The organism is Clavibacter michiganensis subsp. insidiosus (genome assembly GCF_002240565.1).
Classification (GTDB): Bacteria; Actinomycetota; Actinomycetes; order Actinomycetales; family Microbacteriaceae; genus Clavibacter; species Clavibacter insidiosus.
Window position 1 is genome coordinate 58,759 of record NZ_MZMO01000002.1, and the last position, 16,580, is coordinate 75,338.

General features: G+C 67.1%; 21 protein-coding genes and 1 pseudogene. 10 read left to right on the forward strand and 12 right to left on the reverse strand.

What is annotated here, in order from left to right; genetic code table 11:
- Positions 1-24 precede the first annotated feature (24 nt).
- A pseudogene (locus tag B5P21_RS17450) lies at positions 25-243 on the forward strand (HNH endonuclease family protein); the annotation flags it as partial.
- 19 nt (positions 244-262) lie between these two features.
- Positions 263-781: a hypothetical protein gene (locus tag B5P21_RS15940; RefSeq protein ID WP_094171483.1), complete on the forward strand. Its 519-nt coding sequence runs from the start codon at positions 263-265 to the stop codon at positions 779-781.
- On the opposite strand, the gene B5P21_RS15945 is transcribed toward B5P21_RS15940, so the two are convergent.
- The 4 genes from B5P21_RS15945 to B5P21_RS15960 form a co-directional block, all read right to left on the reverse strand.
- Positions 677-1,195, reverse strand: coding sequence for a hypothetical protein (locus B5P21_RS15945; protein ID WP_246865346.1), 519 nt, complete (start codon positions 1,193-1,195; stop codon positions 677-679). The two genes, B5P21_RS15940 and B5P21_RS15945, sit on opposite strands and share 105 nt — an antisense overlap.
- A 53-nt stretch (positions 1,196-1,248) precedes the next feature.
- Positions 1,249-2,169 carry a hypothetical protein gene (locus tag B5P21_RS15950; protein WP_094171484.1) on the reverse strand — a complete coding sequence of 307 codons (921 nt, stop codon included), beginning with the start codon at positions 2,167-2,169 and terminating at the stop codon, positions 1,249-1,251.
- Between the two features lie 149 nt (positions 2,170-2,318).
- The gene (locus B5P21_RS15955; RefSeq protein WP_133064213.1) at positions 2,319-2,714 is read right to left on the reverse strand and encodes a hypothetical protein; all 396 of its coding nucleotides are present in this window, start codon (positions 2,712-2,714) and stop codon (positions 2,319-2,321) included.
- Positions 2,715-3,459: 745 nt separating this feature from the next.
- Entirely contained in the window at positions 3,460-4,062 is a 603-nt protein-coding gene (locus B5P21_RS15960) for a hypothetical protein (protein ID WP_094171448.1), read from the reverse strand.
- A 262-nt stretch (positions 4,063-4,324) separates the two neighbouring features.
- Here B5P21_RS15960 and B5P21_RS16655 point away from each other — a divergent pair, with 262 nt between their 5' ends.
- Positions 4,325-4,552, forward strand: coding sequence for a hypothetical protein (locus B5P21_RS16655; protein ID WP_133064206.1), 228 nt, complete (start codon positions 4,325-4,327; stop codon positions 4,550-4,552).
- Between the two features lie 246 nt (positions 4,553-4,798).
- Here the strand turns inward: B5P21_RS16655 and B5P21_RS15965 are convergent, their stop codons facing one another.
- Positions 4,799-5,395: a hypothetical protein gene (locus B5P21_RS15965; RefSeq protein ID WP_094171446.1), complete on the reverse strand. Its 597-nt coding sequence runs from the start codon at positions 5,393-5,395 to the stop codon at positions 4,799-4,801.
- Positions 5,396-6,048: 653 nt separating this feature from the next.
- On the opposite strand from B5P21_RS15965, the gene B5P21_RS15975 reads away from it, so the two are divergent.
- Complete coding sequence (locus tag B5P21_RS15975) at positions 6,049-6,567, forward strand: hypothetical protein (RefSeq protein ID WP_094171447.1); 519 nt, start codon at positions 6,049-6,051, stop codon at positions 6,565-6,567.
- Here B5P21_RS15975 and B5P21_RS15980 read toward each other — a convergent pair.
- Positions 6,463-6,870 (reverse strand): hypothetical protein, encoded by a 408-nt coding sequence (locus B5P21_RS15980; protein ID WP_080939411.1) that lies wholly within the window; start codon positions 6,868-6,870, stop codon positions 6,463-6,465. The two genes, B5P21_RS15975 and B5P21_RS15980, sit on opposite strands and share 105 nt — an antisense overlap.
- A gap of 311 nt (positions 6,871-7,181) precedes the next feature.
- Entirely contained in the window at positions 7,182-7,772 is a 591-nt protein-coding gene (locus B5P21_RS15985) for a hypothetical protein (protein WP_045530920.1), read from the reverse strand.
- Positions 7,773-8,229: 457 nt separating this feature from the next.
- On the opposite strand from B5P21_RS15985, the gene B5P21_RS15990 reads away from it, so the two are divergent.
- Positions 8,230-8,424, forward strand: coding sequence for a hypothetical protein (locus B5P21_RS15990; RefSeq protein ID WP_080939413.1), 195 nt, complete (start codon positions 8,230-8,232; stop codon positions 8,422-8,424).
- A gap of 241 nt (positions 8,425-8,665) precedes the next feature.
- Here B5P21_RS15990 and B5P21_RS15995 read toward each other — a convergent pair whose 3' ends face one another.
- From B5P21_RS15995 to B5P21_RS16010, 3 genes are all read right to left on the reverse strand, one after another.
- Positions 8,666-9,268, reverse strand: coding sequence for a hypothetical protein (locus B5P21_RS15995; RefSeq protein ID WP_094171448.1), 603 nt, complete (start codon positions 9,266-9,268; stop codon positions 8,666-8,668).
- A gap of 342 nt (positions 9,269-9,610) precedes the next feature.
- Positions 9,611-9,961: a histone-like nucleoid-structuring protein Lsr2 gene (locus B5P21_RS16000; protein WP_094171449.1), complete on the reverse strand. Its 351-nt coding sequence runs from the start codon at positions 9,959-9,961 to the stop codon at positions 9,611-9,613.
- A 557-nt stretch (positions 9,962-10,518) separates the two neighbouring features.
- Positions 10,519-11,142 (reverse strand): recombinase family protein, encoded by a 624-nt coding sequence (locus B5P21_RS16010; RefSeq protein WP_045530928.1) that lies wholly within the window; start codon positions 11,140-11,142, stop codon positions 10,519-10,521.
- 223 nt (positions 11,143-11,365) lie between these two features.
- Between B5P21_RS16010 and B5P21_RS16015 the strand changes: the two genes are divergently transcribed.
- From B5P21_RS16015 to B5P21_RS16025, 3 genes are all read left to right on the forward strand, one after another.
- A complete protein-coding gene (locus B5P21_RS16015) occupies positions 11,366-11,638 on the forward strand; it encodes a hypothetical protein (RefSeq protein WP_094171450.1) in 273 nt (90 codons plus the stop codon).
- Positions 11,635-12,009: a ribbon-helix-helix domain-containing protein gene (locus B5P21_RS16020; protein ID WP_045530932.1), complete on the forward strand. Its 375-nt coding sequence runs from the start codon at positions 11,635-11,637 to the stop codon at positions 12,007-12,009. The genes B5P21_RS16015 and B5P21_RS16020 overlap by 4 nt, the downstream gene beginning before the upstream one ends.
- 197 nt (positions 12,010-12,206) lie before the next feature.
- The gene (locus tag B5P21_RS16025; protein ID WP_133064207.1) at positions 12,207-12,917 is read left to right on the forward strand and encodes a hypothetical protein; all 711 of its coding nucleotides are present in this window, start codon (positions 12,207-12,209) and stop codon (positions 12,915-12,917) included.
- Positions 12,918-13,154: 237 nt separating this feature from the next.
- On the opposite strand, the gene B5P21_RS16030 is transcribed toward B5P21_RS16025, so the two are convergent.
- A complete protein-coding gene (locus B5P21_RS16030) occupies positions 13,155-13,559 on the reverse strand; it encodes a histone-like nucleoid-structuring protein Lsr2 (protein WP_094171452.1) in 405 nt (134 codons plus the stop codon).
- A 576-nt stretch (positions 13,560-14,135) separates the two neighbouring features.
- On the reverse strand, positions 14,136-14,342 hold the full coding sequence (locus tag B5P21_RS16035; RefSeq protein WP_246865347.1) for a hypothetical protein: 207 nt from the start codon (positions 14,340-14,342) through the stop codon (positions 14,136-14,138).
- A 505-nt stretch (positions 14,343-14,847) separates the two neighbouring features.
- On the opposite strand from B5P21_RS16035, the gene B5P21_RS17715 reads away from it, so the two are divergent.
- Both B5P21_RS17715 and B5P21_RS16955 read left to right on the forward strand, forming a co-directional pair.
- Entirely contained in the window at positions 14,848-15,750 is a 903-nt protein-coding gene (locus B5P21_RS17715) for a zincin-like metallopeptidase domain-containing protein (RefSeq protein WP_425591318.1), read from the forward strand.
- Positions 15,751-16,224: 474 nt separating this feature from the next.
- Positions 16,225-16,377: a hypothetical protein gene (locus tag B5P21_RS16955; RefSeq protein WP_165770628.1), complete on the forward strand. Its 153-nt coding sequence runs from the start codon at positions 16,225-16,227 to the stop codon at positions 16,375-16,377.
- Positions 16,378-16,580 lie beyond the last annotated feature (203 nt).

Genomic DNA, 16,580 nt, shown 5'->3' on the forward strand with positions numbered 1-16,580 from the left:
ACAGGGTCGCTGGACGCCGTTCATCGCAAGCAGCTCGCGACCGACTTCAACAACCTCCAGGCTGTCGGTGGGCCGACGAACGCGGCGAAGTCGGATCTGGGGCCGGCAACGTGCCTTCCACCGACTGCCTGGTATGACTGTCTGTACGTCACCCGATTCGCGTACCTTCTGAGCATGTCCGAGCTCACGATCGACGACGCCGACCGCGCCGCGATCGACCGCACGCTGGGCTCCTGCTCGTGACCCACCGGAGGATCCGGTGATGGCGACGGTCTCGACCGTGCCCCCGGCGATCGAGGGGCTGCCGCGCGCGGGCGTCGTGGACGCTTTGCGGATCGCGTGGTGGATGCGCCGTGGCTTCTGGCATGGCTTCCAGCACTCCCGCGGAGCTGCGCGCGTCGTGGCGCTCTACCTCGCTGTCGCGTGGTGGGTGCTCAGCCCGCTCATCGTCGTGCTCCAGGTCGTCCTGGTCACGTGCCCGTGGACGCGGTACTACCTCAGCCCCGAGCGCGACGTCGTGCTCGCGCTGTTCGGGACCCGCACCGGGTGGCACATCGGCGACCACATCGCGGCGGCACCAGGAACGGGCCGCGGCCGCGCGCTGCGCGTCCTCCTGCTGCCCGAGCTGCTGCCCGTCGCGGACGCCCGGCGCGTGACGATCCACGCGACGGCCGCGTCACCCGAGCTGGCCGCGCTCTACATGGCTGAGCTCCCGGGCCTGGTCGACGTCGGCGGAGGCATGTTCCGCGGCCGTCGTCTCCGCCGGCCCCCGGCTGCCTGAGCGCGCTCGCGCCGCGAACGCGATCAGCTCGGCGCTGTGCTGCACCATCCACGGCACGGCCGTGTTCAACGAGTGCTCGCGGCGGATCCAGATGCGCTGGCCCTGGTCGTTGCGGGCGTCGGCGTAGACCTCGAACGTGAACGGGTCCCCGAGCTCCGCCCGGTGCCGGATCACGTACCCGAGCACAGGACGGTCCTCGACCTGGATCCGCCAGTAGCCAGCCTCGAGATGCGCCCACGGGTGCTGTCCCGTGCTGCGCACGAGGCTGTCGATGCCGTCGAGCTTGCTCTTGACCTTGCTCAGCGGGGGCTCCTCCGTCGATTCGATCGAGTGGGAGCGCCCGGCCGCGCTCGTCGGCAAGCGTACGGAGATGGACCGACACGCGCTGTTGTAGAGGCCGAAGTGCGGGCGCACGACGAGGCCCCTGCCGAAGTTCTCGGTAGGGGCCTCGTGTTTGGTTCGAGCGGCTACGCGGCTTCGGTCCGGGCGGTGTTGGCGCGAGCCCACTGACGGGCGACGAAGCGCTTGTGGGCGGCCACGAGGTCGTGGTCCTTGTGGAGGGCTTCGGCCGTCACTCGTCGGATGGTGGCCCTGCCGCGCGTCAGGCCGGGCTGCTTCCCCAGTACGTCCTTCTGGGTCAGCAGCTGCTTGCCGTCGGCCAGCGTGACAGCCCGCTCGAGCTGAGCGAAGCCGAGGACGGTCGTCCCCCAGAACCGCGGAGCCGCCAGAAGCAGAGTCCGGCGGGCCCATCCATCGGGGACCAGCAGGAGCGGCTTCCCGTTGACGACCGGCAGCGTCACTCGGGTGGCATCGTTCCAGCGCAGCCGATCCGGATCCCAGGCCTGCTTCGAGTAGGTCTCAACGATGTGATCGCCGGCCGTGAACTCCGCGAACCTGTTCACCTGATCGGCGGTGAAGTCCGCGAGGGGCTTGAACATGATGCGCGTCGCGATGTCGGACGTGATGTCCCGATCCACTCCATCCACGAAGAGCGCGATGTCCTCGAGCTGGCGAAGCAGGCCCACGCGAACGAAGGCATCGAGGTCAGTGGTCAGTGTGTCCCAGATCACCTGGCCGATGTCATCAGCACCACCGTGACCGCTGAAGCCGAACTTGGACATCCCCAGGCGGCTCTCCCATGGCTCGCAGAAGTGCTGGAGGAGGTCGAGTCCATGAGCGCGATCGACCGGCGACGTGGAGAGCACGCACCGCGTGATCTCCTCGAAGAACGTGTCCGCGCAGCGGAGCGCCTCGGACGCGAAGGGATCCGGCGCATGACTGAGCCGGATCGCGTGGGGATCGAGGAACAGCCTGTTGTCCTTGCTGACATCGACGTCGGTGAACGGCACGGGGCCGGTGATCTGGTAGTGATTTCGAACGGTGGCCATGGCGGCCCCTTCTCTTGGGAGGAAGGGTCCAGAGGGTGCTTTCGGAGGTTGGTCCCCCTATGCTGGATGTTGACTACTGAGTCGCATCCGGCCCTCTGGGCCCGGTGCTGGCCTGGTTTCGGTTGCACCCGAAACCAGGCCAGAGTCTTTTAGGTGGCGCTCGCGTCCTCGCTTGCGCTCTCTCGTGCCTTCGCGTCCTCAGCTGCCTTGTTGCGGTTGCTGACGGCCTTCGCGCCTGGCTGGCTCGTGTCGATCATGAGCATCCCGTCCTCGACGGTGGGGGTCCACCGATACGCGTCCGTCGTGTCCATGCCGATGTACTGCGTGAAGCGGGTGCCGGCAATCAGCCACGGGCCCTTGTCCGCCTTCTCGGGGTTGGTGACCTGTGTCCGCACGGGGTAAGCGTTCTGATTGGTGAGCGGTGCCGGTCGGAAGCCGATGAGCTTCCGCTCCGGATCCCAGAGGAGTTCGACCCCTTCGGGCTTGCCGATCGCCTCGTAGGCGGCACGGTTGATGGACATCAAGCCGCGCTTCTGGATCGTCACAGAGGGCGTTGTCGGCGCAGGCGCTGACCCCTTGGCGTATACCTCCCAGGGCATTGGACTCCTCTCGATGAACCGGTACGGCTCGATCGTACCATCGAATCCCTTACGCATGCGAGGTGTTGGTTCGAGAAGGCCGACGTGGCGTCGGGGTCTCGCCCGCGGGGCGTGCAGAGTGCACGCGTCAACTACACCTGCTTAGGATCCGCACCAACATCCATGCCGCACGTCGTGTCGACACTCAAGCTCACGGCGCCGTGCTTCGCGAGTCGTCAAGTGCGCGGCGCCGTCGTCGGCGCCGACGTCCACGACGCGACTACAAGCGTGACGCGGCCGCTATGGAGCGGTGTCAACGTAGCGTGACAACGGATGTTCCGCTTAGTGAAAAAAGCTTGTTCAAGTTCACTAGTGAACTCAAGGATGCGATCAAGAATTTCAACAAGCTCGGCAATGTCAGACCGCGAATGTTGCCGACGACGGGATGTTCCTCTCTCTCTACGCGCTGCGCGCGCGAGTAGCACAGGTAGTGCCGTGCTGCACGACGACGCGTCACGCTCTACCGGACCCCATGTCGCACGACGGAGCGTCACGCCGCGTCGGGCCCCGCGGCGCTCGCATCCCCGCTTCTAGCGGGTGTCCCGCAAGCCTTGTCTTGTGAGACGCCTCGCGGGTCGTGCTCTGGCACTTCAGACCAGCCCGGGGGTTCCTGGCGGTCTGGGCGTCTGTCGCGGGAGCGTGCAGCGAGGCGTTACGCGTAGCAGTCCAGGGCGGCGGCCATGTGCTTGTCGCTCATGTAAACGAAATCGGAGACCAGCATGCCCCCTGTTCCCGGCAGTGGGAGCGACGGGGCCGCGATGGGAAGTACGAGGACAACGGCGAGCCCGCGCGCACGCGCAGCCGCCCGGGCGTTCAGTCGATCGGCCGACTGCACGGTCCAGTCGCGGATCACGGCCTCGTCTGCAGCTTCGATCCACGCGTCGCGGGCCTCTGTGTCAATCCATGCCTCCCCGGGGGTCGGGGTCGCGAGCACTGGGGGGATCGCGCGCGCCATCGGGCCGAGGTCCCCGGTCTCGAAGAACCTGGAGACAAGGGCCTCGCGAGAGGGCGACGCGATCGCCCACTCCAATGACTCGATCCAACGGACGGAGAGCTCGTGGACGAGGAGTGCCGCGTCGTCGGCGGGAAGGGCCGCACTCACAGGAGCGGGCGTGAGTGACTTCGGGATGGCAGTGACCTCGGAGCCGCACGCGTCTCTTGCGTACAGCAGCCGCATCAAGTGTCGGTCGTGCACGAGAGTCATTCCCTCTGTGCCCCTTCGCCCGGACGTTGTGGGGATGTGCTCGATGCGCATGGGTCTCCTCGGGTACTAGCACTGAGGGGAGGATCTTCCGCACTCAAACTCGGAAGCAGACGTATCTGTGCACAGCCCTACGTGAGAAGTCCTCTCACGCCTTCGTCGCGTGGGCGCAGTCCCGCATGCCATGGGTTGTGGGACGTCCCACAACCGCTCAGAGCTTGCCGCATAGCACCGCGGCCGCGCATGTCCCGCAACCGTGGCCCACAAGGGAGTGCTTAGATGGGACTGTTCAGCGTCGGTTGCGAGACAGGTATGCGTGACGACCAAGCTCAACGAGTCCTCATTCGGCGGCACCATCGGCCCGATGGTCGTCGTCATCATCTCCGCCCCATCGACTCCGACCGCCGGTGCGCTCTGCCTCGTCGGCGGGACCAGGGCCAACGCTTCGCTGATCCGCCTGAAAGCTTGCCTCATCTGCGCTCGAATTCCGAGACAACCGCTCTCTGGCCAGGCCGCGTACGAAATAATAAATATTATCAGCTAGCCTCTGACGCTTCGAGAGGGTCGGCTAGATGTGTCGGTGCTAATCGGACTCAAGCGGCCGCATCCCATGCTTCATCCTGCATGTGCAAAGGTCCCGTCAGTATGACGGGGCCTTATTTGGCTTGTGTATTCGGGGAGGGGGCAAATCCACTGCGGGAAGTCACACTATGGCCAGTCCCATGGACGCGAAGGGGGCTCGCCAGTCATTGTCCGGCGAGCCCCCTCCCTGTTCAGTGCTGCGACCGGATCACCAGTGCCAGAATTGGACGGACGTCCGCGCTTGCGGGTGGACCGCGTCCCAGAAGGAGAAGATCCGGTAGATGCCGTTGACGCTCGACATCATCTCGTCGCAGGGGCTCACCTGCTTCTTCGGGTCCGTCTCGTAGTTCGTCAGGCGAGCGAAGTCCTCGCAGGTGATCATGCGATACGAGTGCACAGCGGTGGATCCGGCGAAAGCGGATCCGTAGTACTTCCTCATGTAATCGAGCTTCGCGTCGCAGGTGCTCCCGCCGTCCTTCCGGACCACCACGGCGAGGCCCGAGCCGATCCACTCGGGATCTTCCTTCTGCGACCGGCTGTTGGAGTTGTACCAGCCGCAGACGCGCAGACCCGAGTACGAGTTCTGGTAGGGCCCCAGGTTGATGGCGGACGCCTCCAGGGGCGGTGCCGGTGCGGCGCTGACCGTCGTAACGGATGCTGTGGTCGTGTCGGCTGCGTTCGCCGCGGGCGCTACCGTCAAGGGTGCGACGGCGATCAGGCAGAGCGCGCCGAGTACGGCGAGTGCATGCCGAGCGCGTCGGACGGGGACGGTCGACATCGCGGACAGGGGCAGTGGTGCGGTCATGGTGACCTTCCTCTAGGAAGACGGTGGCGGGCAGCGTGACGGGAACGGTAGCCCAGAGGGAGAACGGCGAGGGAACCATTCCCCAGCCCTCCGTGTCCCGCTAACGCCGGGGTCGCGCGACGCGGATCCGCAGCGGCCGGTCCAACAGTTTCGACACGGTCGAGTACGAGAAGCGGTACGTCATCGAGCGGGGCTTCTGCCGCCTCGGGCAGTGGCGAGGGCTCGTGACCCGGTGAGACGAACTCGAGGATGGGCAGTGGACTTGAGCACTTTTGCCGGCCGGCAGCCCACGAGACCCCTCGCCAGGGAGCGGCCGCCAGAGCCCGCACAGCCCGCATATGACATAATAAAGGTTATCGGCGACTCAAATCGCCCTCGGAGAGGGAAGGTCGACAGGCGGCTGGACGCCGCTCATCGCGGGCAGCTCGCGACCGCCTTCAACAACCTCCAGGCCTTCGGTGGGCCGGCGAACTAGGCGAAGTCGGACCAGGGGTCGGGGACCTGGCTGCCACCGGCTGTCGCCTATGACTGCATGTACATCACCCGATTCGCGTACCTTCTGGGCATGCACGAGCTCATGATCGACGATGTCGACCGCACCACGATCGACCACACGCTCGGCTCGTGCTCTTGACGCACCGGAGGGTCCGGTGATGGCGACGGTCTCGACCGTGCCCCCGGCGATCGAGGGGCTGCCGCGCGCGGGCGTCGTGGACGCTTTGCGGATCGCGTGGTGGATGCGCCGTGGCTTCTGGCACGGGTTCCAGCACTCCCGGGGCGTTGCGCGCGTCGTGGCGCTCTACCTCGCTGTCGCGTGGTGGGTGCTCAGCCCGCTCGTCGTCGTGCTCCAGGTCGTTCTCGTCACCTGCCCGTGGACGCGGTACTACCTCAGCCCCGAGCGCGACGTCGTGCTCGCGCTGTTCGGGACCCGCACCGGGTGGCACATCGGCGACCACATCGCGGCGGCACCAGGAACGGGCCGCGGCCGCGCGCTGCGCGCCCGCCTCCTGCCCGAGCTGCTGCCCGTCGCGGACGCCCGGCGCGTGACGATCCACGCGACGGCCGCGTCACCCGAGCTGGCCGCGCTCTACATGGCTGAGCTCCCGGGCCTGGTCGACGTCGGCGGAGGCATGTTCCGCGGCCGTCGTCTCCGCCGGCCCCCGGCTGCCTGAGCGCGCTCGCGCCGCGAACGCGATCAGCTCGGCGCTGTGCTGCACCATCCACGCCACGGCCGTGTTCAACGAGTGCTCGCGGCGGATCCAGATCCGCTGGCCCTGGTCGTTGCGGGCGTCGGCGTAGACCTCGAACGTGAACGGGTCCCCGAGCTGCGCGCGGACGCGCATCACGTACCCGAGCGTGGGCCGGTCCTCGACCTGGATCCGCCAGTAGCCGGCCTCGAGATGCGCCCACGGGTGCGCGCCGACGTCGCGCACGAGGCTGTCGATGCCGTCGAGCTTGCTCTTCACCTTGCTCACCGGGTGCTCTCCTCCGTCGATTTGATCGGGTGGGAGCGTCCGGCCGCGCTCCTCAACGAGCGCACGAGAGGCCACCGACCGTCGGCCGGAAGAGGGGAGGCGCCCCGAGCGTCGGTCGCTGGGCGTGCGACGGTAGACGTCTTGGGGAGGGTCTTGCTCTTCGTCTTGCTCTTCGTCTTGCTGTGCGTTTTGCTGATCGTCTTGCTCATCGTTCTTGGATGTCATAGCTTTGACACGCCTCCCGTTACGACGGGTCAGGAAGAAGACCTTGGAACCCCAGCCGGACGACTGGATCTAGGGTCTTTCGCTTTTTAAGGGTCCAGCGAGTCCGTCGTGCGCGCCTCGATGAGCAGCGTCGACCGGAGCTCGTCGTAGTGATCCGTGTTGCCGAGGTGGGCGGCGTTGATGGATCCCAGGACGGCGTCTGCGATCCACAGCAACGGCTCGTCTCCGCCGCGCTGGTGGCCGATGCGGAGCCGCCGGTCAAGCCCCTGGGCCTGCAACCCCACGATGTGGGCCCGGTCCGCCTTGTCCTGGCCGTCGGACCGGCACTCCAGGGTCAAGTCGAACGTCTCCATCGTGACGAGCTCGTGATAGAGCGTCTCGAGGCTCTTGCGCCGGTACCGCTCGACCTTCTTTCGGTACGTGTCGAGGTGGGAGACGACGATGTTCATGGGCCCGAGCTCGACGATGCGAGACACGATGTCGCGATGGCGCCGGTCGCTCTCATCCGTCCAGTGGAGCTTGATCTGGCCCGGCAGCAGCAGCGGCCGCAGCTGCTCGCGAATGCTGTCGCAGTCCGCCTCGTCGATGAGCGCCGCGCAGACCAGGTACTCCTGCCGCTCTTCGCCCCGGCTCGCCGTTGACTCGTCGAGGAAGGCACGGAAGGCGGAGGGGGGCACTCCCCCACGCTAGCCACCCACGCGCCGACACTTGTCCGGGCAGCGTGCGCCGCGACCACGTCGGACACGAGTTCGACGGTGGTGCATCCGTGCATCACCGCTACTTCGAACCCGTGATCTCCTAGAGGCGGATCCACGCGGTAGGGGTATGGATCTATTCGCTCAGAGGGGGCACGTTGGCCTCAGATCGACTTCTAAGCGCCAACTGTCAACTACGGGTCAACTACACCCACCCGTGATGCAATCGTGCCTCAAATCGCATTTTTCGCCCCTTCCAGTGGGTGGGTCGACTACGATGAGACAAAGAAAGACCCCGAGTGGCACGTAGCCACCTCGAGGGTGGCCGGCTACACGGGGTCCAGAGTTCTTATCTAGGGAACCTCTTGATCCTAGCCCGCTACGCGACGACCCCGTCGGGGTACGTCTCGCAGCGGGAGTGGTCGGCCGAGACCGCACCATGGCAACTAAGCCCCCGCTGCACTCCGGCAACATCGCCCCCAGCTCCGGCCAGTACGCGCTCGTCGGGCCTCGTGGAGGCGACACCGGGCAGGAGCGCACCGTCACCCGTGGCGAGCCCCTGTCTCCCACGCCGCGCCCCGGCATGGGATACGTCCAGGCCGATCGGACCCGCAACGGTTCGGGTCGCAAGTAGCACCAGCAGCATCGGGCGCATCGCCGCCTGATCTGCGCGTCCGGTAGAACACCGGGACAGCGAAGCGCACTCATGCGCTCACGCACGGCGATGGCCCTGGGACATGTCCCAGGGCCATCGTCGTTTGTGTCCTGCATCCCTTGTTTTGTGAGACGCCTTGTGGGTCGTGCTCTGGCACTTCAGACCAGCCCGGGGGTTCCTGGCGGTCTGGGCGTCTGTCGCGGGAGCGTGCAGCGAGGCGTTACGCGTAGCAGTCCAGGGCGGCGGCCATGTGCTTGTCGCTCATGTAAACGAAATCGGAGACCAGCATGCCCCCTGTTCCCGGCAGTGGGAGCGACGGGGCCGCGATGGGAAGTACGAGGACAACGGCGAGCCCGCGCGCACGCGCAGCCGCCCGGGCGTTCAGTCGATCGGCCGACTGCACGGTCCAGTCGCGGATCACGGCCTCGTCTGCAGCTTCGATCCACGCGTCGCGGGCCTCTGTGTCAATCCATGCCTCCCCGGGGGTCGGGGTCGCGAGCACTGGGGGGATCGCGCGCGCCATCGGGCCGAGGTCTCCGGTCTCGAAGAACCTGGAGACAAGGGCCTCGCGAGAGGGCGACGCGATCGCCCACTCCAATGACTCGATCCAACGGACGGAGAGCTCGTGGACGAGGAGTGCCGCGTCGTCGGCGGGAAGGGCCGCACTCACAGGAGCGGGCGTGAGTGACTTCGGGATGGCAGTGACCTCGGAGCCGCACGCGTCTCTTGCGTACAGCAGCCGCATCAAGTGTCGGTCGTGCACGAGAGTCATTCCCTCTGTGCCCCTTCGCCCGGACGTTGTGGGGATGTGCTCGATGCGCATGGGTCTCCTCGGGTACTAGCACTGAGGGGAGGATCTTCCGCATTCAAACTCGGAAGCAGACGTATCTGTGCACAGCCCTACGTGAGAAGTCCTCTCACGCCTTCGTCGCGTGGTCGCAGTCCCGCAAGCCTTGGGTTGTGGGACGTCCCGCGAGCGGTCGAAGCGCTCCGCGGAACACCGCGGCCGCGAGTGTCCCGCAACCACGGCCCACAGGCGCCTACCGCTCCGCGTCGACGAAGTCTAATTTGAGCGTCCTCCTCAAGGAGCCAGGCGCTGGCTGACCCACCAACGACGAGAGGGCCGACCCATGCCGGGTCGGCCCTCTCGTGCGTCCTGGTGGCGCTAGCTCGTAGCGGCGCGGTACTCCTCGAGCAGGTCCGCGGAGATGCGGCCGCGCTCGGAGACCTTGTGGCCGTGCTCGCGCAGCCACTCCCGCGCGGCGCTGAGGTCCTGCTTCGGGGCCGAACCGGCAGAGCGGCGCGGTGCGCCCTTCCCGGTCGTCGCACGTCCGACGCGGCGGCCCTTGTCGACGTACTCCTCGAGCGAGGTGCGCAGCTTCGCCGCGTTGTCGTCGGTGAGGTCGATCTCGTAGTTGACGCCGTCGAGCGCGAACGGAACGGTCTCGCCCTGGCCCTCTTCGATCTGCGTGCCGTCGATGTCGTCAACGAGCGTGGTCACTACTTTGCGGGCCATCTAATTTCCTCCCCAAGCGGATTCAGCGCCTGTTGACGCGAGTGATTCCACCATATCTCCGCGCGTCGTCATTCGCGATACCGACGCACGTGCGGTACTCGAATCGCGCACCCCCAGCAGTTGGTTCCTCTCTTCGAGGCCCAGGGAGTGTGGCTAGTTCGCTGGGAACAGAGTGGCGAGCACTCCCGCCGTACCCGACAGGACCAGCCCGATACTCGCGATCACGAGGTCTCGGCCAGCCCCCGCACCCAGCACCCGCATGACGCTCTCCGTCTCGTACCCGGGCTGGAACGACTCTCCGTAACCAGCCCGCCGAGGTAGCCCATTGGCTAGGTGGTGTGCTTGGAACTCAGCAATGATCTCTCGCTTACGACCAGGCTCGCGTGCTTTGGCGGTTTCTTCCTCCTCGTTAAGTTCTAGGGCTCGGGCAAGTTTCTCGCGAGCGTCGAGGTACCGCACTTTGGCCCCACGGGAGATGGCGATGAGACCGCCAAGGGTCAGCAGCATGCCCACGAGCTCCATCGCTGCGTACAGCAGCTGCAAGCCGGTCCATGGCATCAGGGGGTCACTTCTTCCGCGCGGGGAAGCGCTAGCGCGGATGCGTCTTCGACGGGGTGTCGGTCCACTGCGCGGTAGACGGTGGCGCGGCCGATCGAGAACAGGTCGCACAGCTCACTGATCGAGTGATCGCCGGCCCGGTACAGCGCGACGAGGTGCCGTTCGGCGGCGGGGGAGAGCTTGGGCTTGCCGCCCTTGAGCTTGCCCTTCTTGGCTGCGACCTTCATGCCCTCCTTGGTGCGGGCGCTGATCATGTCGGACTCGAACTCGGCGAACATCGCGAGGCTGTTGAACAAGAAGTTGCGGAGGGGATCTGTCGGATCGTGGATCGAGCCACCGATGCTCATGACGGCGCCCTTCGCTGTGAGCTCGGCGCCGATGTTCCGCAAGTCGACCATCGACCGGCCGAGCCGGTCGAGCTTTGTGACCACGAACGTGTCGCCCTCCCAGCACGCGGCGAGGGCTTCCCGTAGTGCCGGGCGGTCACGGTTGCGGCCCGTCAGACCGTGATCGACGTAGATGCGATCTTCGTCGACGCCGAGGGCCATGAGGCCGTCCCGCTGCGCGGTGACGTCTTGCGCGTCCGTGGAGACGCGGGCGTATCCGATGAGTTGTCCAGCCATAGGTCAAGTGTCTCAGGTGGGGCCCCCTCACCGGAACAGTCGCCGGACCACCTATCTGAGACGCATGATTCCGCGACCGACACTCGACACCGAAGTGGTCCGGGTAGGGATCCCTCGATGAGACGCAATCCTCGTGCTCGGGCGCATCGCGCTCGGCGTCATCGCCCTATAGTTGTGTGGCACAGAAGTGGCACAGAGGGGTGTTCTGTGGCACAATAGACACATGGGCATCGACTTCACGCGCAGCGCAGGCAAGCACCACATCCCTGAGCCCGACGCGCTGCATGCGATCAAGAACGCAGTGTGGAGCTCCACACAGGTGAAGGTGAATGAGGGCGACCCGCGTAGCCAGCGGCGGGTCTTCGTTGGCCCGCCGCATCCGCAGACGGATCGACTCGTTGAAGTGCTCGTGGAGCTCAAGCCCGGCGGATTCGTGGTCTACCACGTGATGGAGCTCGGCTCGTACTACCGAAAGCTGATGGAGGAGGAGAAGTGACACTCTCGAAGAAGGACCAGGACCGCTACGACCGCATGGCGGCAATCGAGGAGACGTCGACGGGTGCGACGCTGCCCGGCGACAGCGCGCATGGCGCCGACGCGGCCGAGATCGGGGCGCAGCTGCTCCTCGACGCGCTCGGCAGCGAAGCAGCCGTCGCAAAGGCAATCGGCCGGCCGAAGCTGGGTGGCGCGGCGCCGGATGGCGAGCACACGCCAACCATCCGTGTTCGCGTCCCCAAGGACCGCAAGGACCGCCTGGAGCAGCTGCGTATCGCGCATCACCGCAAGTACGCATCAGATGTGATCAGGGATGCGATCGACGAGTACCTCGACCGACACAAGGACGACCTGCACCGCGTCGCGGGCTGAGAAACGCGGCCGGGCGGCCGCCCGCGCAACATCGGCCGCGTCCAATGTCGAGTCGTGATCGAGGAGGTCGAGTCGCGCATCGAGGCGCCGCGGCTTCGTTCCGCTGCGCTCCACGAACCCGCGCCCATGAACTGTGTGGGGTGCGCTCAGGAGGCGGCGGGTGCTGTGGCATCGTGACCGCGAGCCCTCGCCTGGTCATGGCTACCGTGCTGACCCTGGCGAGCCGCGAAGGATGTGACGGGTTGCGGCCAGTGGTTCTCGTTCGGGTCCGACGTGACGACTTCACCGCGGGCGATCTGGCATCGAAGAGAGTGAGGGCAGCAGGCGTGCGAGCGTGGTTTGAGCAGGCGAAGGCGACGACCAACGGACGCCGTGGGCTCGTGGTGTTTCTGAGCTACCTGTTCGTGCTGCCTGTGACGCTCCTTGTGGCAGAGGTCGCGCTGCTCATCGGTGCGACAACGCTCGCGGGTGTCAGCGCTGTCATCACCTTCGGGCTAGGTCTCATCACTGTCCCCATTGCCGCGGTCGCGCAGGGCTATCACCGCGCACCAGACGCGCTGTCGCCAACCACGGCGGTGGTCTGGCATCTCACGTCGCAGCTCTGGGACGTCGGGGACAGGGTTGTCCTCGAGCAGCGCCGGTGCCGTTTGCGGTCCTGCATGCAGCGGTCGGATCGGCCGTTCGCCCTTCCGCGTCGCGCGGTGTTTGTCTTCACGGCAGATCCTGCGGATGCGCACGTGCGAGGGAACGTGACCCGGAGCCGGGCCCGCTACCTCTACCGACTCGACATCAGCGACACGTACGGGCAGGTCTTTCAGCGCGGCATCGCGGTCGCTATCGCGGGCAATGTCCACGCCACCGTCTCGGCCCGCCGAACCCTCACCGCGACCGACGTACCGACGCCCTAACGGGCAAGCCGCGCAGTGCGGCCGGTCCTCACCACGTCGGCGGAGTGCGGTATCTCCGTGGATCGTCGATCGGCCGAGTCGCGTCCTCCACGGGAGCAACGACCGTGCCGGGGAGCCGGGAGGCGAGCTTCACGAACAGCTGCCCGGACTGCTCGTTGGGCGACTCCATCGTCCACGCCGGCAACGACGAGAGGGCCGACCCGTGCCGGGTCGGCCCTCTCGTGCGTGCAGCTTGCTCTAGCTGTTCGCGCGGTACTCCTCGAGCAGGTCCGCGGAGATGCGGCCGCGCTCGGAGACCTTGTGGCCGTGCTCGCGCAGCCACTCGCGCGCGGCGCTGAGATCCTGCTTCGGAGCCGAACCGGCGGAGCGGCGCGGTGCGCCCTTGCCGGCAGTCGCGCGGCCGACGCGGCCGACGCGGCGGCCCTTGTCGACGTAGTCCTCGAGCGCAGTGCGCAGCTTGGCCGCGTTGTCGTCGCTGAGGTCGATCTCGTAGTTCACGCCGTCGAGCGCGAACGGGACGGTCTCACCCTGGCCCTCTTCGATCTGCGTGCCGTCGATGTCGTCAACGAGCGTGGTAACTACTTTGCGGGGCGGCCGCGCCGTCCAGGAGGGCAGCCCGCTCGCGCACGAGTTCTTCGGCATCCAGCAGGAGTACGGCTACCACGGCGACGCCCTCGGCAAGCTCGCCGCGGCGACGCTCACGAAGGCGCAGCACGTGGCCCTGCCGTCGTCCTCGGCGGCATCGAGGCGTCGCTCAGTCGCGACTCGTGGCGGAGCGCCCGCCCCGAGGTCGCCGAGTACCTCCGCCAGCTCGCGGCGTGGGGGTACACGCTGAGCGAGGTCGAGCAGCTCATCGTCGACACCGATGAGAAGCGCCGCGCCGCGCGCGACGCGGACGACGCTGCCGACGATGCCGAGGTGGACACTGAGGCCGCGGAAACGGACACGGACGCTGCCGAAGTGGACACGGTCACCGACGACGACGGCCCGAGCCCGTCAACGTGGATCCCGCGAGGAGGATCCGGAGCCCGACCCGGCCGAGGCCGCGTAGCCGCAGCGGGGCGCTCCCACTGGGAGCGCCCGCCCGCCGGGCACCACGAGCACACGGCCGCCGCGGGCGGCCGGCGAGGGGCGATCCCCTCGCGCTCCCCCGTCGACGGCGCACCGCGCCTCAGAAGGCCCGCGCGGTCACCCGCGGACGCGGCGCGGCCGGGCGGCTCACTCCCGCTCCCCCAGGACTGCGGCGATGCCATCCATGAGCGTGCGCGTCCCCCACCCGAGCAGGCCGACGTCGAACATCCGCGCGGTGAAGAACAGCCGTTGGTCCTCGGAGTCGCGGGCGATGTACGCCACGACGTCGTCGCCATGCACCACCTCGAGCTCCGCGTGCCGGTCGTACCGCTCGAACTGCTCGAGCCGGGACACCCGCCCGACGCCTGCACCACGAGCGCGAGGCCGCGGTACGCCACGTGCACCGGCTCCTCGCGGATCCGCTGCACTGATCGTCCGTCATCAGGTAGTCCACGCCGATGACATACGGCCGCCCATACCGCCGGCAGCCCCCGGCGTCGACGCTGGGCACTCCCCCGTCGACGCCGCCCTGTGGAGGACCATGGTGCGCCGCGCGCCGCCGCGCGCGGCTCGGCCGCGCTGGTCGCTGCGCTCCATCGGAGCCGCTGCGCGGCACAGCCACGGACCCTGCGGGCCGTTCTTATGCCGTGAAGCCTTCGGCAGTATGCGGTCGGCCGGCCGGAGCGCAAGCGGCTGCGCCGCCGGCTCCTCCGAGACTTTCGGGACGCGGTCGCAAGCTCCCTTATTTCGCCCCGAAACTCTCTCCCCCACCGCCCTACCGGGTTGCACTCCACCCGACCTCCCTAGAAGGCGACAAGCGCCTTCACGGCAAAAGAACGAGGAGGAGAGGAAGAACGATATGACTACCAGCACCGCCGCACCCCGTAAGACCACGGCCCCGCGGAAGAGCCCCGAGGAACGCAAGGCCCAGGCCGAGGCGCTGCACGCGAGTATCGCGGCCCAGATCGACGCGCTGCGCGACACTAACGAATGGCGCCGCTACCTCGACCGTGTGCGCGACTTCCACCAGTACAGCATCGGGAATCTGCTCCTCATCATGCAGCAGTGCCCCCCACGCCCGCGCCGTCGCGGGATTCCGGCAGTGGCAGGCCCGCGGCCGCCAAGTGCGCAAGGGCGAAAAGGCCATCCGCATATTCGGGTACAGCCAGAGAAGATCACCGAGGAAGACGCGCAGGGCGAGGAGACCGAACGCCGCATCCCCCGGTTCCCTATCCTCTCGGTCTTCGACGTGAGTCAGACGGATCCTGTCGACGGCGTGGAGGACGCCGAGCTCGTGCACGACCTCACCGGCACCACCGATCACGGCGTGATCGACGCCCTGACGGCGTTCCTCGCCGCCGAGGGCTGGACGGTCGCCCGCAAGCACCTCGACGGCGAGAGGAAGGGCTACGCCCGCCCCAGCGACCGATCCGTCGTCGTCGAGGTCGACGTCGCCCCGAGCAAGCCGCCAAGACCCTCATCCACGAGACCGCCCATGTCGTCCTCGGCCACACCGACGACCTGGCCGGGTACTGGGAGCACCGCGGGACCCACGAGACCGAGGCCGAGTCCGTCGCCTACGTCGTGGCCGGGGATGCTCGGCTTCGACACCAGCGCCTACAGCATCGGCTACATCGCCGAATGGGCCGACTGCGACCCCGAACTCGTCAAGAACACCGCTACCCGCGTCCTCGCCGCCGCACACCACATCGCCGCCGTCCTCGACCCGGACGACCCCCACGACACCCCCGCCGCCGCGTGACCGGGGCCACCGGCCGGTCCGGTTGGGCCGGCCGGGAGGGCCGCGGTTCCGGCTACGTCGCGCGGACCCATGCTTGCCGCCCGGCGCACGCCGGCGAGAGGGCGGGTAGCCGCTCCGCGGCGGGCAGCGACGACCTGGTGAGAAGTGCGCAGCAGGCTCCTCGAAAGCGGCCGTCCGTTGTCGAAAGCACCGGACTAGAGCGCTGATGGATATCCAGCCCTCCCGCAGTCATTCACCCCCCAATGTCACCGACCACAGTCCCCACGTCGGTCCCAGATTCATGCGCGGCATGCCCGCACAACAGTCCCCTGTACCACGCAACGCACTATCTAATACGCCGCGGGAATGAACCACGAAGCTCGCTCGCGGAGAGCCCGATATGCATTTCAAGCACGTGGGAAATACACCAGATTCCCAAAAAACAATGCCCCAAAGTATTGCCTTCGATGCCCCCGATGCCGTATTGTTCTATATATGGAAAGCAACCGCAGCGGCAACGACGAGAACGGAGCTCCGATGAACACCACCAGCGCCAACGACCAGAACCTCGCACAGGCCGTCGGCACCTCGACCGTCGACGAATATGTCGTTCCGGTCGACCCGATGGACCTTCTCCAGTGGCGATAGCTGCCAGTAAGAATCTCTTCTCAGGAGACGTTGTGATGGATACGCAGAAGCTGTCATCCGAGCAGGAGCTCGCATTCGACCTCGGCCGCGAGATCGGAATCATCGAGGGCCGAGCCGCCATGGAGGATCTCGCCGACCGGTACTACCGCGCCGCCTACGGCGACGAGCGTCGCCCGCAGAACCGGGCCATCGTCACCCGCGAG